Origin of the sequence: Mycobacterium cajalii (assembly GCF_045809005.2) — a bacterium.
GTDB lineage: Bacteria > Actinomycetota > Actinomycetes > Mycobacteriales > Mycobacteriaceae > Mycobacterium.
In genome coordinates, this window is sequence record NZ_CM141436.1 from 4,820,018 (window position 1) to 4,842,792 (window position 22,775).

A 22,775-nucleotide genomic window follows, 5' to 3' on the forward strand; every position below is an offset into this window, starting at 1 on the left:
GGGTAGCTAGGCCTGGGTGGGCTGATCCGCGGCCGCCCGGCCGATCACCGGCGCGGCCTCGGAGTCATGAGGCGCGCCGACGGGTTCGGCTGCCGCCATGTCGTCTGCGGACCCCTTCTCGTCCAGGTCGGACTTGAGCAACGGCCAGCCCCTGCGCAGCACGTAGTCGAGCCAGGCGCCGGCCACTTGCGAGGTGAGCACGGCCGCCACCACGAGGGTGGTGTAGAACTTCGGGCTGATGATGCCGGCGTCGAAGGCGACGCTGGCCAGCACGATCCCCGGGCCGCCGCGGGCGTTGGTGGTGATCGCGAGGTTGATCAGGTCGAGTCCCCGGAACCCGGCGAACCGGCCGGCCAGGGCGACGGCGACCACTTTGACCGCACAGGTGCCGACGATGAAGATCGCGATCATCGGCAGCGAAACCCCGCGGATCAGGTCCAGCTTGAGGCCGACGATCGCGAAGTACACCGGGATGAAGAAGGCGAAGGAGACCTTGCTGATCGCCTCCATCGAGTCGTCGAAGATTCTGCGCTCCTTGTGCACGACGGCGAAGCCCGCCAGGAACGCGGCGAAGACGAGGTTGACGTCGAGCGCCCCAGCGATGGCGCAATAGGTCAGCAGGATCGAGATGGCGTAGCCGGTCGGCGAGTGCTGCGCCAGGACGTTCCAGCTCGCGGTGTTGACACGCCTGATCAGGCGCGGCGCCAGCGTGAGTCCGATGACGAAGTAGGCCACCGTGACCGCCAGGTGCACGGCCATCTCCTCGGGCCGCAGCGCGGCCTTGGCCGCGACCGCGGTCGCGATGGCCAGGGCCAGCCACAACACGATGTCCTCCAGCACGGCGACGCCGAGAATGAGCCGCGCGAACCGGGTGTCCATGATGTTGAGGTCTGCGAAGATCTTCGACACCACCGGCACCGAGGTCACCGCGACGCCGACAGCGAGAATGATGATGAGCGACAACCGATTTCCGTGCGGCCCGGCCAGGCTGGGCCGGATGAGATGCGGTCCGAAGCCAAGCCCCAGCAGGAACGGGATGCCGGTCCCGACGATGACGAGCCAACTCACCGTGCGCCGCTCACCGCGGCCGAACAGTTGCTGCATCTCGGCCCCGGACACGAACATCAACAGCAGCAGGCCGAGCCAGTAGACGAACGTCAGGATGTTGCCCTGATGTGTGGCGCTTGTGACGAGGTGGGCCATGAACGGGATCTGCCCGAGCACCGCGGGGCCCAGCACGATGCCGGCCAGGATTTCGCCGACCACCTTGGGCTGGCGAAGCTTGACGAACACATACCCCAGCAATTGGGCGAGCCCCACTAGTAAGAGCAGGACGATGATGACGTGGGTCAGTTGGGCGTTTGACACTGTGCACTCCTCATATTCAGCCGCCGGTAGATCAGGTAGGCGAGCGTCAGGGCTGCCGCCCCGACGGTGACGGAGACGGGAAATTCGATACCGGGAGAAACGATGACCAGTGGAAGCAATCCGATCGCCAGCGCCGGTGGCATGTGGAATTTCAGGGCGCGAAGCACGATGATGCCCAACACCATCGCGCATCCGGCGGCGAAACCGCCCTTGCCCCACAGGCTGACGGCGATCCAGCCCGCGGTCGATATCGACGAGCATGCGGCCAGAAGCGCGATCGGCTTTCCGGCCCAGGGGCAGGTTCCGGGATGCGCGAACATCGCGTAGGCGATGACGATCACCGGCGGGATCAGCAGCAGCCGCAGGCCCGAAGCCGCGGCGCAGAGCGCCATCGTCGTCACGAACGCGTAGAAGGGCACGATCCAGCCGCGCCCGCCGGGTGGCGTTTCGAGGATGTCGTCGAGATTCGTGGCCGCGGTCGCGTCCGCCGACTGGTATCTGCGCCGGCAATATCGCTGCCACGGCAGCAAGATACAAAGCAGGACAACGAGGCTGACCGCTATCGAGGCGGGATAAACCCAGCTCTCGATCCCCAGGACCAGTGGCAGCACGCCCGCCGCGATGGCGGGGGCGATGTTCGATTTCAGCGCGGCCACCACCAGCAGGCACCCGGTGACAAGGCCCACGACGGTCAGAAAGTGGTACGGGAATTGCCGGGTGGTCCACACTCCGGCCACCGCCGCCACCGACGGCGTCAGCACGAGCCGCGCCGGCTGGCTCGCCCATTTCCCCCAGGGCCGGGTCAGCACGTCGTAGGCCAGGGCCGCGAGGCCCGGGAAGAACAGGTAGTGCCGGCCGTCGCACTGCGCGGCCACGACGATGTAGACCACGGCCACGGCCTCCGTGAAGAGGCGGTGGCGCGGCAGCAGCACGCGCGTGCGCGGCAGGACCCCGTCGTCCGGCGAGGTCCCGCCAACGCCCACGTGGCGGCGGTGAAAGCTAGCCCGCTGTTGAGGTTTCACCGGTCTCCAGCCAGTGCGCACACGCGGCCCCCAGCTTGTTCAGCGCGACCCGGTCGAAACGCTCGACCTGCCGAGGGCTCAGCTCGGTGCGGTGGTCCAGGTCTTTGCCGTTGCGCCCGACGAACACGTAGCGGGCCTCGGGCGCGATCGGCAGGGCGTCCGCAGGCAGGTGCGACTTCATGACCCACCGCGTGCCGGCCTCGCGCTGCCCCTTGAGCGTGGCGAGCATCGCGGCATGATCGCCCCAACTGGAGTCCAGCCACGGCGAGGTGTCCGAGAGGCCGCCGTCCCCCTCCTCGCCGTTCTGCAGAATCTGCTGAACGATTCGTTGAGTCCAGGTGGTGCCGGCCTTGAACGGATCGGCGACGACGATGTCCCCGTCGACGAAGCCGCCCTGAGCCGAAAAGTCCTCCCACACCAAGGAATTGGACAGGTAGTCCCTCAGCACCCGGCTCGGTGCGATGAGTTGGTTCGGCACGGCGATCCCCCCTTTCTGCGGGTGGGTCGAATGCCAGCGATTTCCAAGCCCGCCGACAGGGCGCGTGGAGGTGATTGGAGCGCTCCGGCCCCGGAAGGCAGGAACGGACGAAAAAATTCTGGGTCGAAATTGACATTTGCCACACCACTCGCCTAAAAGCGGCCCGGTCGACGAAAAAGGCGTCCGGGCTGAGGATTCGGCGGGATTCAGGACGCAGGCGCCGGCGTTGGTTATCGTTGCGATGTCACCGACCGCCTCTCTGCGCCCGTTTTATTCATCCTGATTCTTGAGGTAGCCTGGCCGCCCAAGCTGACGGTTAGCTGTGTTTCGGTTGGGTGTTTCCTGTTCCTTGCCTCGGGGTCCGGCGACGATCTGGGGGTTTCGCCGCCGCACCGACTTTTATTCAGGCCGCGGTAATCTCACGTTCATATCGCCGTCGGTCAAGTGCACCGCGTGGATGCCCGGCTTCTTGCGCAGCTTGGCGACGAGGCTTTCCAGTTCCGCCGATTCGGTGTACCAATGCTGGACATCGTCGGGCTTCTCGGCCATTTCGGCCACGAGCCGCTGCAGATTCGCCGGCGTCTCACCGCCTTTGGACGCGCCGTCTTTGAGCGAAGTGGAGCGCAGTCGTGCGTCCGCACCGCTGCGCGCTCCGGGCACGGCGGCGCCCAGAGCGCCTCCGGCCATGCCCGCCAACGCCGTTCCGCTCAGCCACGTGCCCTCGCTGACCGCGGCCGCCGGTACGGCGTCCATCCCCGCGCCGGACAACACCGCCGCCACCGTCCGGATCGCCGGGGTGGCCGTGGCCCAACTGGGCGGCACCGACACACCGCCGACCAGGCCGGCCTGCCCGACGCCCGCCGAGACGGCACCCACGCCCGCCAGATTCGCCAGCGGCGACACCGAGCCCAGACCGGCCGCCAACGCCGCCGACTCTGCACCGCCGGCGGCGGCCCCCACATCGAGGACGTGCCGCGCCCCGGACACCAGGCCGAAGATGGTGTTGATGAAGACGACATTGACCGGCAGGACCAGTTTGCCGATGTCCTCGAAATACGAGCTGAGCGAGCTCAACGTCTGCAGACCGGCGAATTCCTGCAGAGCGGTGAGCAGTCCTGCGGCCGGATTCGGTCCGGTCACGACGGCCCCCAGGCTCTGCAGCGCCGCGGGAACCGCGCCGAAGGCCGACGCCAACTCCGTTTGCGCGCTGGAGATGAAGTTCGCCGCCGGGGCGAGAGCACCGGCGGCGGTGGTTGCCGGGGGCGCCGAGAACGGGGTCACCGTCGACACGGCCGCCGACTGGGCGGCATAGGTGGTCATCGCCGAGGCGTCCTGCGCCCACATCCGGCTGTACTGGGCCTCGGTGGCCGCGATCGCCGCCGTGTTCTGCCCGAAGATGTTGGTGGCCACCAGGAACGCCAGCTCGCTGCGGTTGGCCGCGACCACCGCCGGCGGCACGGTCGCCGCGAACGCAGCCTCGTAGGCGGCCGCGGCGTTACGGGCCTGCGCGGCCGCCTGCTCGGCCTGGGCCGCCGTGGCGCTCATCCAGGCTGCATACGGCGCGGCCGCGCTCGCCATGGACACCGCCGACGGGCCCTGCCATGCCGTCGCCAGGCCGGAGATCACCGAGGAATAGGAGGCGGCGGTGGCGTGCAGCTGCGCCGCCAGCGCGTCCCACGACTCGGCGGCGGCCACCATCGGCCCCGATCCCGGACCGGAATACATTCGACCGGAGTTGATCTCCGGCGGTAACAACCCGAAAAGCATTGGCGGACCTCAGACCTGCGGGGGAATGGCGGGAATCACGAAGATGTTGACCGGGCCGGCGGCCTCGTCGCCGACGGTGAACCCGGCGGCGCCGGCCGAGCGGGCGGCGGTGCCGCCGGTATTCGCGATCGCCCTTCCGGCCAGGCTCGACAGTGCCACGTTGCCGAACAGGTTTCCTTCGCCCGCCGTCGAGGCCGCGGCCGCGACGCCGGGCGGGCCGGGATCGGCGAACACGGCGGCCACCGGCTTGACCGCCGGGGCAGCCATCGCCCAACCCTGCGGCACCGACAGACCCCCGACGAAGCCGGCACGTCCCACACCGGCCGTCACCGCCGAACCCAGCGCCCCGGTCGGCGAAACCGGCCCCCCCACAGCGGCGATCGCCTGCGCCGCGCCCACCTTGGCCATGGCGTCGGACAGGTTCGCACCCGCCTGTGGCAGCAGATAGCTCTGTGCTCCCAGCAGTTCGGGGGCGCCGAACGAACCGAAGTAGGACAGCGGCGACAACGGCCCGCTCGCGGAGGACAACAGCGAGTTCAGCGCCGATGCCAGCGATTGCGGGGCCGCCGGAGCGGAAGTCGTGACCGCGGGCGCCGCCGCGGCGGCGGGTCCCGCGAGGCCGTGCAGTGTGGACGGCACCGCAGACATCAGCGCCGGCAGCGCCTGGGAACCGGCCTGGCTCCCGGCGGCCTGGACGACGGCGGCGGCCTGCGCGACGGTGCCCGCCGGTTCGGTGATCCGCGGCGGCGGGCTGAACGGCAGCAGGTCGGCGGCCACCGCCGAGGAGCCGGCGTAGCCGTACATCGCCGCAGCGTCCTGGGCCCACATCTCGATGTACTGGGCCTGGATCTGCATGATCGCCGGGGTGTTCTGGCCGAAAAAATTCGTCGCGATCAGCGCCAGCAGCTGCGAGCGGTTGGCCGCGACCGCCGCCGGTGGGACCGTCACCGCGAACGCGCTCTCGTAGGCGGCGGCCGCCGCCCTGGCCTGGCTCGCCGCCTGCTCGGCCTGGACGGCCATGCCGCTCATCCAGGCCACATACGGCGCGGCCGCGGCCGACATCGTCAGCGCCGAGGCGCCCTGCCACTTCGCCGCCAGCCCCGAAATTGCGGACGTGTAATGCGCTGCCGCAGCGTGCAATTCGGCGGCCAGACCGTCCCACGCCTCCGCCGCGGCCACCATCGGTCCCGAACCAGGGCCCGTGTACATGCGACCGGAGTTGATCTCCGGCGGCAACGCCCCGAAATCGATCACCAGTCCACATCCCCTGTTCGCGTCGACGCAAAGAACTGACCCGGGCGGCCGTCCGGCCGCCCGGGTCAGCGTCAACGGCGTCGCGTAGCTCTGCAGCTTAGCTGACTCCGCCCGTCTCCAACCAGTGTGCGCACTCCGCACCCAGCTTGTCGAGGGCTTTGCGGTCGAATCGCTCGATCTGTCCGTCGGTCAGCTCGGTGCGGAAGTCGCGCTTGGGCCCCTTGTGGAAGAAGGCTTTCGCACTGGACATGTGGCCCCCACCGAAGGGGGCCATCTTCTCCGCCCGTCCACTCATGTACTCGAAGGAACTGTGCTCGAGGATGGCGTCCATCCGCAACGAACCGGGGTCGATGGACAAGAACTCAGCGATCCGCGAAACCTGGCCCCCCAGATCAGCTTTGAGGTCACCGTAGTGCACCAGCAGGATGTTGGGCTCATCCTTGAGCCGCCACCACGAGGCCATGACGTCGAACAGGTCGCAACACTGATACCCGTCGGTGTCCAGCCACAGGTCGAAGAACTCCCGCATGTCGTCGGGAATCACCAGCGGCGTCGGGTCACCGGACCATTCGGCGTGAATCCGGTTGATCTCGGCCATCGTCGACTCGGAGAAGTTGTGCAGGTAGTTGTGGAAGCTGATCCCCAAGTCCTTGCCGTTGCGGCCGACGAACACATAGCGAGCCTCGGGCGCGATCGGCAGCGCGTCGGCAGCCACATGGGACTTCATCACCCGCCGCGTACCGGCCTCGCGCTGCGCCTTGAGCGTCGCCAGCATCTCGGCATGATCACCCCAGCTGGAGTCCAGCCACGGCGAGGTGTCCGACAGCCCGGCGTCGTGCTCCTCGCCGTTGCTCAGGATCTGCTGGAGAATCCGCTGGGTCCAGGTGGTACCGGCCTTGAACGGGTCGGCGACCACGATGTCGCCGTCGACAAAGCCACCCTGGGTCAAAAAGTCTTCCCACACCGCGGAATTCGACAGATAATCCCGCAGAACCCTCCTCGGTTTGATCAGTTGATTCGTCTGGTTCGTCATAGGAGTTTGCCTTCCTCGAAGTTCGTCGTTCAGATGTGCGGACGGGGAATCTCTAAGCCTCGGCGCTCCCTTCCAGCGGACCTCCGCTTCGCGCAAGAGCCGGAATGATGCCCAGCTTCTCCAGGTAGGAAATCACTTCCTCGGCCAGCGTGTCGGCATCCTTCGACCCGCCCTCGAGACGCAGCTCCGGCTTGACCGGGGCCTCGTAAGGGTCGTCAATCCCGGTGAACCCCTTGATTTTTCCTGCCCTTACCTTCTTGTAGAGCCCCTTGGGATCGCGCTGCTCACATATTTCGATGGGCGTGTCGACGAAGATCTCGACGAAGTCGTCCCCGTCCAGCGTCGCACGAACCCTGTCCCGGTCGCGGCGGTACGGGCTGATGAAGGCCGTCAACGCGATGATCCCTGCCTCGCAGAACAGCTTCGCCACCGACCCGATCCGTCGGATGTTCTCCTCGCGGTCTTCGGCCGAGAAGCCCAGGCCGAACCGCTGGGCGAACTCTTTACCGTGGTGCTCTTCGATGATGTCGGGACTGGCGTTGAGCCCGTAACGGACGTTGTCGCCGTCGAGCAGATAGCTGCGCAGACCCCGCTCGAAAAGCTTCCGATCCACCAGATTCGCCACCGTGCTCTTGCCGCTGGCGCTCAGCCCGGTCAGCCAGATGACGCAGCCCCTGTGCCCGTTGAGCCTTTCCCGCTCGAGTCGAGTCACGCTGTGGTCGTGCCACGTGATGTCAGTGCTCACTGCAAAGCCCTTTCTGCGCTCATTTTCATCAGCCTGATTTTTATTGTTGCCGCGTAAATAGGTAATCGTTTTTTGACGATGCTTCCTACCCCTGACTCACCTGAAACCCATGACGAAGCTGCCATTTTTCAAAGCGGGTTTGTTATACGTCAGCGACGACGTGCGCCGCCCCAGCCGTGCCGAATTGCGGTAAATGCAGTCACCCGCAGCGACATCCCATTCCATGGTCGGGTTCATCCGCGGGTAGATATCCGCCAGACCCTCCGCCACCAGGCAGAACTTCAGCGAACTGCCCGCACTCACCCGCTCCTTGACCGGAAGGTCCTTGAGGTAGTCCTCCAATTCCGCCGACGGGTGCGACTTGCTCTCGACGACGGTAAGTCCCTTGGTCAGGTCCGGCACCGACGAAAATATTCGCACCGGTTCCTCGTCGCCCCGCCGCCGCCAACTGCCCCCGCCCTTTTCCGCGTAGTAGAGCAGCTCCTGCGCCGGAACGTAGATCACGCCGAGAACCGGTTCCAGATTGTCGATCAACGCGATGTTGACGGTGAATTCGTCGCTGCCCTTCACGAATTCCTTGGTCCCGTCCAGGGGGTCCACCAGCCAGAAACGCCGCCAGTTCTTCCTGGTCGCGTAGTCGGCCGATTTCGATTCCTCCGAAATGATCGGGGTTTGCGGATCCAGGGCCGCGAGATGTTCGGTGATGCACTGGTTGGCCGCCAGGTCGGCGTCGGTGACCGGCGACGTGTCGTCGCCGTGGTCGCCCTTTTCCGCCACCCGCGGATCCCGCCGGTACTTGAGCGTGAGCTTGCCGGCTTCGACCGCGATCGCGGTCACCTCTTCGAGGTGCCGGCCCAGGTCGGTTCCGCTCATCGGTTCACTTTCCCTTCGGTCATTGCCGTCTCGATCGACTCCCCGGTCGCCGGTTCCCGAGGCCCCGACGTCGCCGCCCGCCCGGCCGGGGACCGCACGTAGCGCGCCCAGGTCAGCACCGCGGCCCCGACGTAGCACGCCAAGAAGAGGCAGAACGCCGGGGTTTCCGTGCCCTCGGTGTCGTAGGACTGCCGCAGCGCCAGGTTGATCCCCACCCCGCCGAGCGCGCCGAGCGCTCCGGCGAACCCGATCAACGCGCCCGACCTGACCCGCGCCCAGTGGTGGCGTTGGCTGTCGTCGAGACCCAGCGCCCGGCTGCGCTCCTCGAACACCGACGGGATCAGCTTGTACACGGCCCCCTTGCCGGCGCCGCAGAAGATGAACAACGCGATGAAACCGACGATGTAGCCGGCCATCGTCAGCCCGGTCACCGGGCTTCCGCGGTCCTCGGCGCCGTCGGCGTTCATGCTGACGGCGACCAGCAGCCCGCCGGCCAGGATCGAGGCGAGGAACGCGGTGAATGTCACGTGACCGCCGCCGAAGCGGTCGCTCACCTTGCCGCCGACAATCCGCGCCAGCGAGCCCAACAGCGGTCCGATGAAGGCGATCTCGGCGGCGTGCAGCGCCGCCTGGGCGTGGCTCTCCCCGGCCGCGGCGAAGTTGTGCTGCAGCACCTGCCCGAAGGCGAACGCGAAGCCCAGGAAGGAACCGGAGGCGCACATGTACAGCAGGGAGATCGCCCAGGAATCGGGCACCGCGACGATGGCCCGCAGGTTGTCCAGCGAAAGCCCGGTGCGATGCGCGACGACGTCGTCCATGAACACCGCCGCGCCGACGCCGCCGACGGCCAGCAGGACCAGGTAGATCGCACACACCCAATAGGGCGCCTGGTGCCCCGCGGTGGCCAGCACGACCAGCCCCACCACCTGGATGGCCGCCGACCCGAGATTGGCCAGCCCGCCGGTCAGCCCCAGCGTGAAGCCCTTGAGCCGCTGGGGGAACAGCCCGTCGACCTTGGCCAGCGACCCGGAGTAGTTGCCACCGCCCAACCCGGTCAGCGCCGCGCAGATCAGGTAGGGCCACAGCGGAAGGCCGGGGTGGGCCAGCAGCACGATCGTCCCGGCGGTGGGGATCAGCAGCACCAGCGACGAGATCGTGGTCCAGGTGCTGCCGCCGAACCAGTTGGCCGCCATCGAGTAGGGAATGCGCACGAGCGCGCCGACCAGGGATGCGACGGCGTCCAGCAGGAGCTTGTCGCCGGTCGAGAACCCATAGATGGACTGCGGCATGAACAGCACCAGCACCGACCACAGGTACCAGACCGAAAAGGCGATATGCGCATTGATGACAAGCCAGATCAGGTTGCGACGGGCGATGGCGTCGTTGCCGGCGGTCCAGGCAGCCGTGTCCTCTGGATTCCAAGCGGTGATGCGCGAACGCGCCATGCGCTGTTTACCTTTCAGGATTGATGCCGGCTACCATCAAGCCGCCCCTAGCGCGTAGGGAGTAAGTTTGGGAGTTGTTGGGCCGGTTGAAGATCCGGTGCGAGCCGATCGAATTAGCCCCGCGTGGTTGGAATTTCCCCGCCTAGCGACGGCGGGAGCCGGTCGGCCATGCGGACCGGGGGACCCGGCTGGCGCTCAGCCAGAGATCGGGGTGAGTGGAAAAAATTGGATCGGCGCTCATAGTCCTCCTGCGTCACACGCGGCTGCATCGCTTGTCAGCCGATTACTGATCGGTTACGCAGGGACTGTTGGCCGTCGATGTCCGACGTGCGGTTATGGCGAGCCCCACCGCCGTCTTGCGTGGCCGGCCGGGGCGAGCCCCGAACTCGACACCGCAAGTTCACCACTTCGGTGGTCAGTCAAACGGAGATGCGGCCGTCAGACAACTCGGCGGGCTTGATGCACAGGAGATTTCCAGCAGACTTCATCGAGACGTCCAGCTACCGAGCACCCACCGGGGCGCGGTGCGGCCGGTCCCGGCGGCCGCCCACCCACTGGGGCGCGCCGGCCGCCGATTCGCCTGCCGAACCGCTGCCTCATTGCTCGATGTTTCCTGCGTACCTGTTGCCGAACAGCGCCTTTCGCGCCACCATGAGACATGCTGGCAACCCCGCTTCGGCGGGTTCCGTCGGCCCACGCAAGGAAGCCGAGATGCGGCCTTCCCGCCTCCCCGCGAGAGTGCACGAAGGGTTGGCTAAAATTGTCCACGACTCGCGCGGCATCGGTTCTTGCCCAGCACCAAGGCAATGGGTGGCCGTCATCGAAGAGAGCGGGACAGATTCAGCACAGGAGCGACGACGGTGGTGCAGCGCCGATAAAGACAACCGGAAGAAGTACCCCGCCGAACTGAACGATTAACAGTGGCAGAACTTTATCTCGGAAAGAGGTGGTAACAAGATGGACTATATCGGTCACAACGGAAAGCCGATCGTGGAGAGGTTATCGACCGCGAACGCCGCCAAGCAGATCGAGGGCTTGACGCGTGTTCCCATATCCAAGGCGACCGCGCACGAGGTGATCAGCCTTTCCTACGGCTTCTTCACCCCGCTCACGGGGTTCATGAGCCGCCAGGAAGTCGACGGAACGCTGGACAACATGCAGCTTCCGGACGGAACGCTCTGGAGCATTCCGATCGTGTTCGACATGTCCACCGACGACATCGAGAAGTTCGACATCAAAGAGGGCAGCAAGGTCGTCCTCGAGTACCTCGATGCGCCGATGGCCATGTTCGAGATCGCGGAGATCTACGAGTACGACCTCGAGCGCATGGCCGAGAAGACCTACGGCACCACCGATGCGCGGCACCCGGGCGTGAAGAAGACGATGTCGTACCAGAACAGGTTCCTCAGCGGTGCCATCACCCTGATCAACGAGCCGGTGTTCAACGAGCCGTTCAAGAGCTTCTGGCTCACGCCGAAGCAACACCGGGACCTGTTGTCGCAGAAGGGCTGGCAGCACGCCGTCGCACACCAGACGCGCAACGTGCCCCACACCGGTCACGAAGCCCTGATGAAGCAGGCCTGGTTCGCCGCGAACGAGGACCTCCCCATCGACACGCTCAAGACCGGTGTGCTGGTCAACTGCATCATCGGGCAGAAGCGGGCGGGTGACTACATCGACGAGGCGATCCTGCTGGCGCAGGACGCCCTGAGGGCCAACGGCTACTTCCGCGACGACGTCCACAAGGTTTCCTTCACGCTGTGGGACATGCGGTACGCCGGACCCAGGGAGGCGATTTTCCACGCGATCCTGCGGGCCAACCTCGGCTGCACGCACCACATGTTCGGCCGGGACCACGCCGGCGTCGGGGACTTCTACCAGCCCTACGACGCGCAGAACCTCCTCACCAAGCACCGGGAGCAGCTGTCCATCAAACCGGTCTTCCTCAAGGAGAACTGGTACTGCCCGCAATGCCAGGAGGTCACCAACTCGGCGCTGTGTGGCCATGACGCCACGTCGCAGAGCTTCAGCGGCAGCGTCATCCGCAGCATCCTCACCGACGAGGTGAAGCCGACCCAGCGGGTCATGCGCCACGAGGTTTTCGAGGTCGTCATGGACAGCGCCGCCAAGTACGGCGAGGGTTCACCGTTTTGCACCGAGGAGTACCTGAAGAACCGGCGGCCGGTCTTCACGCTCGATCAACTGGAAGGACTCGACTCATGAGCACGAATGGCGGCACCATCAAGATCAACGTGTGGATCAACGACGAGCGGCTCGACGCGCTGGAGAAGGCCGGAATGGCGCAGTTGGCGGAGGAGGCGTTCGCCGGCATGAGGCTGCTCGCCATCCACACGACCGAGGAGCAGAAGGACCTCATCCTGCAGCGGTTCGCGGGGGCGAAGTACGACTCCGCCACCACCAAGTCCATCGAGTTGCTCCCCAAGAAAGCCAAGGACAAGTTGCTGGAACTCTCCATCAAGATGCATTCGACCGGTCCCGACGTGACGGATCGCTTCCTGCAGGAGGCGTGAAAGCGGGAATCTGAGCAAAGCCAAGGGCCGAGCGGGACTACGTCCCCTCGGCCCTTGGCTTTGCCACCGTTGGGTTATCGGCGGCGTCCACATCGGAGGGCAGTCAAGTGTTGACCGTCACCTCGGCGGTGGTCTGCAGCGGCACCGCCGCCGGCGCCGCCTGGTCCTGCGTCCGCACGTAGCGCGCCCAGGCCAGGACCGCGGCGGCGATGTAGCAGCCCAGGAAGACCCAGAACGCGGGCGTCTCGGTGCCGGCACGGTCGTAGGACTGCCGCAACGCCAGATTGATCCCCACACCCCCCAGCGCGCCGAACGCACCGGCGAACCCGATCAACGTGCCCGATCGCACCCGCGCCCAGTGACGGCGTTCGGTCTCACTGACGTCCAGCTGGCGGCTGCGTACCTCGAAGACCGACGGGATCAGCTTGTACACCGCGCCCTTCCCCGCTCCAGAGAAGATGAACAGCGCAATGAACCCGATGATGTAGCCGGCCATCGTGAAGCCGGTCACGGGGTCGCCCTCGTGGCGGGTGACGTCGTCGTGGGTGCTGACGGCGACCAGGAAGCCGCCGCCCACGATCATGCAGGACAGTAGGGCCAGGCTCATGTGGCCGCCACCGAAGCGGTCGCTCAGCCTGCCTCCGACCACGCGGGCCACCGAGCCCAGCAGCGGTCCGCTGAAAGCGACCTCGGCCGCGTGCAGCGACGCCACCCCGTGGCTTTGGCCGCTGGCCACGAAGTTGTGCTGCAGCACCTGGCCGAAGGCGAACGCGAACCCGAGGAACGACCCGGAGCAGCACAGGTAGAGCATCGCGATCCCCCACGAGTCGCCCACCTTGAGGACGTCTTTGAGGTGGCTCATATCGATGCGGTAGTGCAGGTTGTTCATGAACAGCGCCGCACCGAGCCCGCCCACGGCCAGCAGGGCCAGATAGACCGCGCAGACCAGGTACGGCGCCTCGTGGCCGGCGGTGGCCAGCACGATCAGACCGACTGCCTGAATCGCCGCCGACCCGAGGTTGGCGATGCCACCGGTGAGACCCAGTGCGAACCCCTTGAGCCGCTGCGGGTAGAAGGTTTCGGCGGTGGCGAGCGACGCCGAGTAATTGGCACCGCCGAGGCCGGTCAGCGCCGCGCAGAGCAGATACGGCCACAACGGCAGCCCCGGGTGAGCCAGCAGGACGAGGGTGCCGGCGGTGGGAATCAGCAGCACCGCCGAGGAGAACACCGCCCAGTTGCGGCCGCCGAACCTGGCCCCCGCCATCGCATACGGGATGCGGGCGACCGCTCCGACCAGAGTCGCGGTGGCGCCGATCAGCAGCTTGTCGCCGGTGCTGAAGCCGTACACGCCGTATGGCATGAACAGCACCATCACCGACCAGAGATACCAGATCGAAAACGCGACGTGCGCGGTCACGATCGACCAGATCAGGTTGCGACGGGCGATGCGGCTGTTGCCGGCCCCCCAGGCCACGACGTCTTCCGGATCCCAGTCCAGGATGCGACGCGTACTTGCCATGCGATCTTTACCTTTCACAATGTCGGGCAACCATCGAGCCACTCCGCGCGCGGTGGGGAGCCGGGTTGCAGTGAACTCGTCAGCGCCACGGATCTTGCAATCCGAACAGCCTGGCGGTTCTGCTATTCGTTATCGCCCACCCGCATGCAGGAAGACCCGTATTCGGTGGGCACCACGCTGCGATCCCGAAACCCGTTGTCGGTCAGTGACATTGAACGACACCATGGAACGTGCGTCCGACCCTACCCGGCGGTCGACGGTAACGGGCATCGACACTCCGAAGCCGCGCCGGGCGCGGCTTCCGACGATCGCACCCGCGCACCCGGACGACAAACGAGACGAGACATGAACCGCCACTTGTTGCCCTCCGCGTCACATCTGGCCGCCGTCGCCGGCGCAGCATCGGTTGCTACAGGACCTGTTGGCGGTCGACATTGACGCGCGATCATGGCGGGCCCGCGCCACAGTGGGTCGACCCGTTCGGGACACCTGCCGGACACCACTCGGAAACCGTTCGGAAACCTTTTGGCGCGCGTTCGGGTGCGCCGTCGCGGCGACACGCTCCACTGCCCGACAGTCAAACTCAATTGCCGCGCTCCGACAACTCGCACCGACCGATCTACAGGATATCCCCAGTTAATTGCACAGAGACGTCCAGCTAGCCGGGCTGGGCGCCGTACACGGCTCCAAAGCCGCTGCTTATGCGAGTAAGAACTCACAAGCCGACCGGGGACCGGGTGAGGCATTGCCTGTCCAGCAAATTCGAGAATTGCGGTCGGCGCAGGCCCGGCATATACCCGTTCCACCTGCCGGTCATCCCTTATTCACGCCGGATTCGGTGAAATGCGACTGCCTCGTGGTGAACAGAAATTAGCTGCCCTGCGATTTGTGATTCGCAAATGCGCGGCGCGCGCCGCCGGCCCGGTTTGCCGGATCCCTCGCGCGCAGGTTTCGGCAGCGCCCCCGATGGCGGCCCCCACTGGGACGCCGGCCGGCACACCGGGCCCGGCCGGCGGCAAAGTCTCCCCCCGGCGCACCGCACGTTTGCGCAAAATGACGTAGGTAACGCCGCACCGGCGCCGGCCGCCGCCGGTGCGGCGCTTTCCGGTAGCCCCGGCCGGGGCGGTCCCGTGCCGGACGACGGTCGCGTCGCACCGTCAAAGTTCGTGCAGCCGACGTAATCACGCCCGCTGATGCTCGCGGTCGCAACCGCGTCGATTGCCGCCGCCATTCCGGTAACCGCGGGCGGACACCCGCCTCACGGCTAACTGGATATACTGGTGAAGTTAGCTGGAAATCTGCTGTACATCGATCATTCGCCGTTGTCGAACGGCCTAGGCTGGGTTTGACTGTCTATTGAGTGTCAAGGTGTGTTGACAGGGGTGTGCCCCGCGGGGGGATAGCCCGCCCTGGCAACGCACGATGGCGGTGGGGCCCGCCAGAACTGCGCGTCACCGTCGACCGCCAACGGTCCCTTCGGAACAATGAGTGCGCGACTGCCCAATGGCGCAGCAGCCGCAACGACCCGAAGGAGCACAAATGACCGTTGAATATTCGTCCTCGAGGCCATGGTCGTTGACTGCACCGGTCGGCGCGCCCCTCGCGGTCTCGACGCTCCGCGGCGTTGCGCGCCCGGGCGAGGGAGGGGAACGCTGATGCTGGATTTCGGGGCGCTGCCGCCGGAGATCAATTCGGCGCGCATGTATGCGGGTTCGGGCTCGGGCCCGATGATGGCCGCCGCCGCGGCCTGGGACGTGCTGGCCAATGGCCTGGAGTCGGTTTCGCGGGGTTACTCCTCGGTGATCACGCGACTGCAGGGCGAGAGCTGGTCCGGCGGCGCATCGGAGGCGATGAGCAGCGCGGTCGCACCGTATGTGGCCTGGGTCGCGACCGCCGGGGCCAAGGCCGAAGAGGCCGCAGGCCAGGCGCGCGCGGCCGCCGCGGCTTATGAGACGGCATACGCCGCGACGGTGCCGCCGCCGCTGGTCGCTGCCAACCGTGCGCAGTTCGCGGATTTAATCGCCAACAACGTCTTCGGGCAGTACGCCGCGCAGATCGCGGCCGTCGAGGCGCAATACGAGCAGATGTGGGCCCAGGATGCCGCCGCGATGTACAACTACGCGGCGTCCTCGTCCGCCGCGACCACGCTGAGCCAGTTCGGCCGGCCGCCGCAGACCACCAGCGCCGCCGCCCAGCCCGCCCAGGCCGCCGCGGTGGCCCAGAGCGCGGGCAACTCGGCGGCGGGTCAGTCTCAGACGACGCTGTCTCAGCTGATGTCGAGCGTGCCCCAACAGCTGCAGTCCCTCGCCTCCACGGGGTCTGCGAACCCCGCACAGGTGGCGGGGGCAACGCCGGTACTCAGCGCCTTTGACGCCTTCAACACCCTCACCGGGCCAACGTCCCTCGGCGCCGGCCTCAGCCGCACGATCACGTCGGGCGGAAGCTTCGGGACCGGGCTGCAGCGTGTCGGGCTGCAGTCGGGCGGAGCCATCCCGGGCGCGGGTGACGCCGCCAAGGCGGCCGCCGCCGCGGGCTTGGGACACGTGCCCGCACCGGTCGCCGCCAGTGCCGGCACTGCCGGCACGCTGGGCAAGTTGTCGGTCCCGCAGAGCTGGGCGACGACGAACCCGTCGGCCACCACCGTCGCCGAACCGCTCTGGCTCTCGGACTCCGACATCGGCGGGGGCCCGTCCTGGGAGGAAGTGACTCCCGCGACCAACATGTGGAACGGCGCGCCCGTAGCCGGCACGGGCACCAAGTCGAGCGTGGTCTCGGGTTCCACGGTCAACAACACGCTGCGGGTGGGGCCGCGCAAGTTCACCATGCCCCGCCCGTCCCTCGGCGGATAGCAGCCAGCCCACCACCTCAACGCTGAGTTAACCTGCCCCGCCTGGCCGGGGTGCTGCTTGACGGACGGTTGAGAAAGGAATGCCGATGTTCGATTTCGGGGCGCTACCGCCCGAGATCAACTCGGCGCGAATGTATTCCGGGCCGGGTTCGGCGCCGATGATGGCGGCCGCGTCGGCCTGGGATGCGCTGGCCGCACAACTGGAGTCCTATGCGTCGGGGTACGCCTCGACCCTTGAGGAGCTGCAAGGACTCTGGTCCGGGGGTGCATCGTTCGCGATGGCCGCCGCGCTCGCGCCCTACGTCGCCTGGTCGACGGTGACAGCGGCGCAGGCCGAGCAGACCGCCGCCCAGGCCCGCGCCGCGGCGGCGGCCTACGAGACCGCGTTCGCGGCCACCGTCCCGCCGGGAGTGGTGGTCGCCAACCGTATTCAGCTGGCCGTGCTGGTCGCTACCAACTTCTTCGGGCAGAACACACCGGCGATCGCTGCCACCGAGGCACAGTACGCCGAGATGTGGGCCCAGGACGCCGCCACGATGTACGCCTATGCCGCGTCGTCGTCGGCCTCGACCGTTCTGACTCCGTTCACCCAGCCACCGCAGACCACGACTGCGGCAGGCCCCGGCGAACAGACCGCCGCGGTGACGCAGGCCACCGGCACCTCGGCCGGAGAAACTCAGACCACCCTGGCCGAGCTGATACCCGCTCTGCCGCAACAGCTGCAGACCCTGGCGACGGGAATGTCAACGAACGCTTCGACAGCGAATCCGGCAGCCTTGTTGGGGTCCACGCCCATCGTCACCGCCTTCTCCTACCTCGACATCCTGCTCGGCCCGGGAAGAGTGATGTACGAAATTCCCTACGCAATTTTCTCGGCGGGCCATTACCAGACCGGTTTGATTCTGCGCGACCGTCAGCTGGCCAAGATCGCCGCCAAAGCGGCCGCCAACGGGGTCGGCGCGGTGGGCGGCCGCGGCCCCGTGCTGGCGGCAGTCGGCGAGGCGGCGCCGGTGGGGAAACTGTCGGTCCCGCAGAGCTGGGTCGCGGCCACCCCTGCCGATACCGCGGCAGTTCAGCCGGTCACCGTGTCGGACCACGAGTTCCGCGCGGTCCCGGCCGCGGCGGCGCACCAGCCCTCGGACATGGTGGGCGGCCTACCGACCGGCAAGTCCGAACCCGCGAGCAGTGTCGTGCTGCGCAACGGACGCCGGCGCTTCACGATGCCCCGCCCGCCCTACGGCGGGTGAGCGCGTTCAGCCGGCCTGGTCGGAGCCACCCGACTCGGCGGCCTTCGCGGGATCCTCGATCACGTGATAGGCCGGGTCGACCATCGCGATCGGCCAGTTGCCGCTGCGGCGCGCCTTCCCGGTGAGTCGTAGCAGCTGACCGGGCTCGATGTCGGCACCACCGTGGCCGGGACGGAACGTCACGGTCAGCTCCCCGCTGCTGTCGCCGACGACGACCTGCCGCAGGGTCCGCCGGCGTTCGCTGATGTCCTGGACCTCGCTGACCCGGCCTTCGACGGTGCCGCGCTGCCCCGGGATCAGCCCCGCCACCATGATCACCGAGGAGGGCCGCTCGGGATGCGTGTAGGCCTCGAGCGTCTCGTCGTCGCCCTGGGACACCCACGCCTCCACCTGGTCGAGTTTGTGCGCGAGCCGCTGTTCGAACTCGTCGGGATAGGCCTCCCTGATTCGCGATTCCACGTCGTAGGGCACGATCGTGGCCGCCGCGTCCGGGATTCGGCTGACGGCCGCTGCGATCTTGTCCGCGCTGCGGTCGTGCAGCAGCCGGCCCAGCAGCCGCGCGTACGTCCGGCGCGGGAGCAGCACCGTCACGTTGGTGTCCGGATGCTCGTCGCGCGCCTTGGCGACGAACACCTGCGCGGCCCGGGTGATCCGCCGGTCCGGGACGTCCACGATTCGCAGCGGCGTGTCCAGTTCGAGGTGATCCCATCGCTTCCGCAGTTGCGCGGCGTGGGCCGCGTCGACCATAAAGTGCACGGCGGTGAGCTCGTCGGCCCGCAGGCCCTTGCCGTAGCGCAACGCTTCGATCACCGCCAGGTCCACCGAGTCGACGAACACGAACACCCGGTGCCGCGCATACTTCATCAGCTCGGGACGGTCGGTGCGAAACATCTCGAGAATCGCTGCCTCGGAGCGATATTCGCGGTTGAGTCGGACGAGCACGAACACCAGGACCGGGAATACGACGACCACCAGCCACGCGCCCTCGGTGAACTTGGCCACCGCGAAGATGCCGACGACGACCGTCGACAGGATCCCTGCGGACAGGTTGATCGCCAGCCGCTTCCGCCAACCCGGAGCGCGGTGGGTCAGATGGTGTCTGGTCATCCCGTAGCCGGCCATCGAGAAGCCGGTGAACACGCCGATCGCGTAAAACGGGACCAGTGCCCCCACCGAGCCGCCGGTCGCCACCAGTAATGCCACCGACAGCGCGGTGAGCATGACGATGCCGTTCGAGAACACCAGCCGGTGGCCGCGTTTCATCAGCTGTCGCGGCAGGAAGCGGTCCTCGGCGACGAAGCTGGCCAGCGCCGGGAATCCGTTGAAACTGGTGTTGCCGCCGGTGAACAGGATGGCCGCGGTCGACACCTGCAGCAGCATGAACAGCGCCTGACCGATCATCCCGTGACCGAAGACCGTCCGGGCGACCTCGGACAACATCGACGGGTATTCGGAGACGTAGGGCGTGGCGTGGGTGGCGTAGACCAGGTAGGACAACCCGGCAAGCAGAAAGCCCAGAACGCACGCCATGATGGTGAGCACCCGGCGCGCGTTGACGCCCTGCGGCTTCTGGAAAACGTTGACGGTGTTGGAGATCGCCTCGACTCCCGTTAGCGACGACCCACCGTTGGCGAACGCGCGCAGCAGCACCAGGATCGTCGCGCCCATCACCAGGCCGTTGCCCTGGTGAAGCGGCACCGCGCCGGGGATGTGCGCGGGATCGTAGGTCGGCAGACCCCAGAAGAGCGCGCGCACGACGCCGACGACGATCAACAGCGTCATCATGGTCACGAACGAGTAGGTCGCCGCGGCGAATCCGCGGCCCGCCTCGCGCAACCCGCGCAGGTTCGCGTAGCACATGATGAACACCACGCCGATCGTGATCTCCAGGCTGTAGGAACCCAGCGCGGGCAGGGCCGAGACCACCGCCACCGTGCCCGCCGCCGTCTGCACCGCCACGGTGACCACGTAATCGATCAGCAGCGCCGCGGCGGCCACCTGCGCGACCCGGGGTCCGAAGTTCTCCCGCGCGACCACATAGGATCCGCCGGCCCGCGTGTAGGCCATCACGACCTGCCGGTACGACGCGGCCACCAGCACCAGGATCAGCAGGATGACACCGGTGATGGGCAGCAGCAACACGAACGCGGCCACCCCGGCATGCGGCAGCAGTTCCACCAGGATCTGCTCCGGCCCGTAGGCGGTCGACGAGATCGCGTCGGGTGAAAGCGCTCCGAGCGCAACGGGGTTCGACAACCTCTCGGACGACAGGTCCTCGGTGATCAGCGGCTTGCCCAGAAAGACGCGCTTGGCGATGTCCCCGATCGACAGTGGGATGCGTGGCTTGCCCGCCGAAGTAGTCACGACCACATCTTTACCCAAGTTCGCCGAGGACCGTGGGCACCCCGGCTAGCCGAGCCGTTCCACCGCCGCGGCGACCCGTTCGTCGGCGGCGGTCAGCGCGACCCGCACGTGCCGCGCTCCCCGCGGGCCGTAGAAGTCGCCGGGCGCCACCAGGATCCCGCGGGTGGCCAGCCAGGTGACGCTGTCCCGGCAGGGCTCGTCGCGGGTGGCCCACAGGTACAGGCCCGCCTCGGAGTGGTCGATGCGGAACCCGGCCACGCGCAACACCGGCAGCAGCGCGTCGCGGCGCCGCCGGTACCGTTCGCGCTGCGCCTGCTCGTGGGCGTCGTCGTCGAGGGCCGCCACCATCGCCGCCTGCACCGGCGTCGGAACCATCATCCCGGCGTGCTTGCGCACGGCCAGCAGCTCGGCCACCAACTCCGGGTCCCCGGCGACGAAACCCGCCCGGTAGCCGGCCAGCGACGAACTCTTCGACAGCGAGTGGATCGCCAGCAGCCCCGTATGGTCGCCGTCGCAGACCGACGGGTGCAGCACCGACAGGGGGCGCGAGGCCTCGGCGTCCCAGCCCAGGCCCAGATAGCACTCGTCGGAGGCCACCACGGCGCCCCGCTCGCGCGCCCACCCGATCACCTTGCGCAGATGCTCGACGCCCAGGACGCGTCCCGTCGGGTTGCCCGGCGAGTTCAGGTAGATCAGCGCCGGGGACTGCGGGCCCAACTGGGTCAGCGAGTCGGCGCGCAGCACCTGCGCTCCGGCCAGCCGCGCGCCGACCTCGTACGTCGGATAGGCCAGCTCCGGCACCGCCACGACGTCCGGGCCCGCGAGGCCCAGCAGCGTCGGCAGCCAGGCGATGAGCTCCTTGCTGCCGATCACCGGCAGCACCGCGCTCTCGTCCAGCCCGGTGACGCCGAAGCGTCGCGACAGCGCCCCCACGGCAGCCGAACGCAGGCCCGCGGTGCCGGCCGTCGTGGGATAGCCCGGCGCTGATCCGGCGGCCGCCAGCGCCTCCCGGATCAGCGGTGCGACCGGGTCGACCGGCGTGCCGACGGACAAGTCGACGATTCCGTCCGGGTGGGCCGCCGCCAAAGCCTTCGCCTCGACCAACGTGTCCCAGGGAAACTCCGGCAGCGACGCCGACACCTTGGCGCGCGCCGGCGGCGCCCAGACCGACCGGCCCGACCCGGGCTCGAGCGGCACCGCCCCGCTCAGTCGCCTTCGCCCTGCGGGGGCAGGTCCTTGACCACCTGCGGATCGTGCTCGGTCATGCCGACCTTGGCCGCGCCACCGGGCGAGCCCAGCTCGGCGAAGAAGTCGGCGTTGATCTGCGTGTACTGGCTCCACTGGTCGGGCACATCGTCTTCGTAGTAGATCGCTTCGACGGGACAGACCGGTTCGCATGCCCCGCAGTCGACGCATTCGTCGGGGTGGATGTACATCATCCGAGCACCCTCGTAAATGCAGTCGACCGGGCACTCCTCGATGCACGCCTTGTCTTTGATGTCGACGCAGGGTTCGGCGATCGTGTACGTCACAGACGTCTCCTCGTACTGATCAATGTGGGCTGCTGTTGTCGGCTCGCCGCCGGCCGCTCGGTGCCGGTAGGCGAGCATCTCGGTTACTGATACTAAACGTCGCACACACGTCGACCACATGGCACGCCCTTCGGCTTGCAGCCGTGTCCTCGCACGCGGGCTCTCAGGCGTCCGCCAGGGCGTCCAGCAGCGGAGATGTGACGGACATCACCACGTCCCCGACCTGCCGCTTGTCACATTCGGAAGCCACTTTCCGAAAAGACGTACGATAGGAGAACGCCCGCGCGGACTGGTAATCTCGACCGAGACGACACCGTTTGGGCAGTCGTCGTCGCCGTCTGTCGACGGTGCATTGAATGGGGAAGGTGTCCATAATGGTGAAGCTGTCGTTGGCCAAGATCGCCGCCGTGGCCGGTGGCGTGGCATTGGCGTTCACTGCTGGGGCCGGGATCGCGTCCGCGGACCCCGCTCTGGATCCGATCATCAACACGACCTGCAACTACGGGCAGGTCATGGCGGCGCTCAACGCGACTTCGCCCGGTGCCGCAGCTCAGCTGAACTCGTCGCCGATCGCGCAGAACTACCTGCGCCAGTTCCTCGCGTCCGCGCCGCCTCAGCGTGAGGCGATGGCGGCTCAGATCCAGGCGATGCCGCAGGCCGCGCAGTACTTCGGCGTCGTCCGGTCAGTCGCCGGTAGCTGCAACAACTACTGAGCCGATAACTCGTAAGCACCGGCTGCTCAGCACCCG

At 67.3% G+C, this 22,775-nt stretch carries 18 protein-coding genes; 5 read left to right on the plus strand and 13 right to left on the minus strand.

Annotated elements, in window-relative coordinates; all coding sequences use genetic code 11:
• Positions 1-6: 6 nt before the first annotated feature.
• The 9 genes from ACJ512_RS22815 to ACJ512_RS22855 all read right to left on the minus strand — a co-directional run bounded on the left by ACJ512_RS22815 (position 7) and on the right by ACJ512_RS22855 (position 9,985).
• Entirely contained in the window at positions 7-1,368 is a 1,362-nt protein-coding gene (locus ACJ512_RS22815; protein WP_407686709.1) for a cation:proton antiporter, read from the minus strand.
• The gene (locus tag ACJ512_RS22820) at positions 1,350-2,411 is read right to left on the minus strand and encodes a hypothetical protein (RefSeq protein ID WP_461479853.1); all 1,062 of its coding nucleotides are present in this window, start codon (positions 2,409-2,411) and stop codon (positions 1,350-1,352) included. Before ACJ512_RS22820 ends, ACJ512_RS22815 begins: the two co-directional genes overlap by 19 nt.
• Positions 2,368-2,868, minus strand: coding sequence for a sulfotransferase domain-containing protein (locus ACJ512_RS22825; RefSeq protein ID WP_407686707.1), 501 nt, complete (start codon positions 2,866-2,868; stop codon positions 2,368-2,370). The genes ACJ512_RS22820 and ACJ512_RS22825 overlap by 44 nt, the downstream gene beginning before the upstream one ends.
• A 399-nt stretch (positions 2,869-3,267) precedes the next feature.
• Positions 3,268-4,635, minus strand: coding sequence for a PPE family protein (locus ACJ512_RS22830; protein ID WP_407686706.1), 1,368 nt, complete (start codon positions 4,633-4,635; stop codon positions 3,268-3,270).
• 9 nt (positions 4,636-4,644) lie between these two features.
• Positions 4,645-5,886: a PPE family protein gene (locus ACJ512_RS22835; protein WP_407686716.1), complete on the minus strand. Its 1,242-nt coding sequence runs from the start codon at positions 5,884-5,886 to the stop codon at positions 4,645-4,647.
• 100 nt (positions 5,887-5,986) lie between these two features.
• Positions 5,987-6,922 (minus strand): sulfotransferase domain-containing protein, encoded by a 936-nt coding sequence (locus tag ACJ512_RS22840; RefSeq protein ID WP_407686705.1) that lies wholly within the window; start codon positions 6,920-6,922, stop codon positions 5,987-5,989.
• A 52-nt stretch (positions 6,923-6,974) separates the two neighbouring features.
• Entirely contained in the window at positions 6,975-7,667 is a 693-nt protein-coding gene (cysC, locus tag ACJ512_RS22845; protein ID WP_407686704.1) for an adenylyl-sulfate kinase, read from the minus strand.
• A 96-nt stretch (positions 7,668-7,763) separates the two neighbouring features.
• Complete coding sequence (gene cysQ, locus ACJ512_RS22850) at positions 7,764-8,540, minus strand: 3'(2'),5'-bisphosphate nucleotidase CysQ (RefSeq protein ID WP_407686703.1); 777 nt, start codon at positions 8,538-8,540, stop codon at positions 7,764-7,766.
• Entirely contained in the window at positions 8,537-9,985 is a 1,449-nt protein-coding gene (locus ACJ512_RS22855; RefSeq protein ID WP_407686702.1) for an MFS transporter, read from the minus strand. Before ACJ512_RS22855 ends, cysQ begins: the two co-directional genes overlap by 4 nt.
• A gap of 957 nt (positions 9,986-10,942) precedes the next feature.
• On the opposite strand from ACJ512_RS22855, the gene sat reads away from it, so the two are divergent.
• Together sat and ACJ512_RS22865 are read left to right on the plus strand one after the other, a co-directional pair.
• Positions 10,943-12,208 carry a sulfate adenylyltransferase gene (gene sat, locus ACJ512_RS22860; protein WP_407686701.1) on the plus strand — a complete coding sequence of 422 codons (1,266 nt, stop codon included), beginning with the start codon at positions 10,943-10,945 and terminating at the stop codon, positions 12,206-12,208.
• Positions 12,205-12,516 (plus strand): DUF6955 family protein, encoded by a 312-nt coding sequence (locus ACJ512_RS22865; protein WP_407686700.1) that lies wholly within the window; start codon positions 12,205-12,207, stop codon positions 12,514-12,516. The genes sat and ACJ512_RS22865 overlap by 4 nt, the downstream gene beginning before the upstream one ends.
• Before the next feature lie 103 nt (positions 12,517-12,619).
• Here the strand turns inward: ACJ512_RS22865 and ACJ512_RS22870 are convergent, their stop codons facing one another.
• On the minus strand, positions 12,620-14,035 hold the full coding sequence (locus tag ACJ512_RS22870; protein WP_407686699.1) for an MFS transporter: 1,416 nt from the start codon (positions 14,033-14,035) through the stop codon (positions 12,620-12,622).
• A gap of 1,655 nt (positions 14,036-15,690) precedes the next feature.
• Between ACJ512_RS22870 and ACJ512_RS22875 the strand changes: the two genes are divergently transcribed.
• On the plus strand, positions 15,691-16,884 hold the full coding sequence (locus ACJ512_RS22875) for a PPE family protein (RefSeq protein ID WP_407686698.1): 1,194 nt from the start codon (positions 15,691-15,693) through the stop codon (positions 16,882-16,884).
• Between the two features lie 85 nt (positions 16,885-16,969).
• Positions 16,970-18,130 carry a PPE family protein gene (locus tag ACJ512_RS22880; protein ID WP_407686697.1) on the plus strand — a complete coding sequence of 387 codons (1,161 nt, stop codon included), beginning with the start codon at positions 16,970-16,972 and terminating at the stop codon, positions 18,128-18,130.
• Positions 18,131-18,136: 6 nt separating this feature from the next.
• Here the strand turns inward: ACJ512_RS22880 and ACJ512_RS22885 are convergent, their stop codons facing one another.
• The 3 genes from ACJ512_RS22885 to fdxA all read right to left on the minus strand — a co-directional run bounded on the left by ACJ512_RS22885 (position 18,137) and on the right by fdxA (position 22,026).
• Positions 18,137-20,494 (minus strand): APC family permease, encoded by a 2,358-nt coding sequence (locus tag ACJ512_RS22885; protein WP_407686696.1) that lies wholly within the window; start codon positions 20,492-20,494, stop codon positions 18,137-18,139.
• 45 nt (positions 20,495-20,539) lie between these two features.
• A complete protein-coding gene (gene dapC / locus ACJ512_RS22890) occupies positions 20,540-21,634 on the minus strand; it encodes a succinyldiaminopimelate transaminase (RefSeq protein WP_407686715.1) in 1,095 nt (364 codons plus the stop codon).
• A 65-nt stretch (positions 21,635-21,699) separates the two neighbouring features.
• The gene (gene fdxA, locus ACJ512_RS22895) at positions 21,700-22,026 is read right to left on the minus strand and encodes a ferredoxin (RefSeq protein ID WP_407686695.1); all 327 of its coding nucleotides are present in this window, start codon (positions 22,024-22,026) and stop codon (positions 21,700-21,702) included.
• A gap of 377 nt (positions 22,027-22,403) precedes the next feature.
• Between fdxA and ACJ512_RS22900 the strand changes: the two genes are divergently transcribed.
• Positions 22,404-22,739, plus strand: coding sequence for a hemophore-related protein (locus ACJ512_RS22900; RefSeq protein WP_407686714.1), 336 nt, complete (start codon positions 22,404-22,406; stop codon positions 22,737-22,739).
• Positions 22,740-22,775 lie beyond the last annotated feature (36 nt).

Excerpts from the sequence above, each read along its gene's own strand:
- sat (WP_407686701.1), top strand. The coding sequence starts at position 10,943 with ATGGACTATATCGGTCACAACGGAAAGCCGATCGTGGAGAGGTTATCG.
- ACJ512_RS22840 (WP_407686705.1), bottom strand. The coding sequence starts at position 6,922 with ATGACGAACCAGACGAATCAACTGATCAAACCGAGGAGGGTTCTGCGG.
- ACJ512_RS22880 (WP_407686697.1), top strand. The coding sequence starts at position 16,970 with ATGTTCGATTTCGGGGCGCTACCGCCCGAGATCAACTCGGCGCGAATG.
- ACJ512_RS22870 (WP_407686699.1), bottom strand. The coding sequence starts at position 14,035 with ATGGCAAGTACGCGTCGCATCCTGGACTGGGATCCGGAAGACGTCGTG.
- ACJ512_RS22875 (WP_407686698.1), top strand. The coding sequence starts at position 15,691 with ATGCTGGATTTCGGGGCGCTGCCGCCGGAGATCAATTCGGCGCGCATG.
- ACJ512_RS22855 (WP_407686702.1), bottom strand. The coding sequence starts at position 9,985 with ATGGCGCGTTCGCGCATCACCGCTTGGAATCCAGAGGACACGGCTGCC.
- cysQ (WP_407686703.1), bottom strand. The coding sequence starts at position 8,540 with ATGAGCGGAACCGACCTGGGCCGGCACCTCGAAGAGGTGACCGCGATC.
- ACJ512_RS22865 (WP_407686700.1), top strand. The coding sequence starts at position 12,205 with ATGAGCACGAATGGCGGCACCATCAAGATCAACGTGTGGATCAACGAC.
- ACJ512_RS22830 (WP_407686706.1), bottom strand. The coding sequence starts at position 4,635 with ATGCTTTTCGGGTTGTTACCGCCGGAGATCAACTCCGGTCGAATGTAT.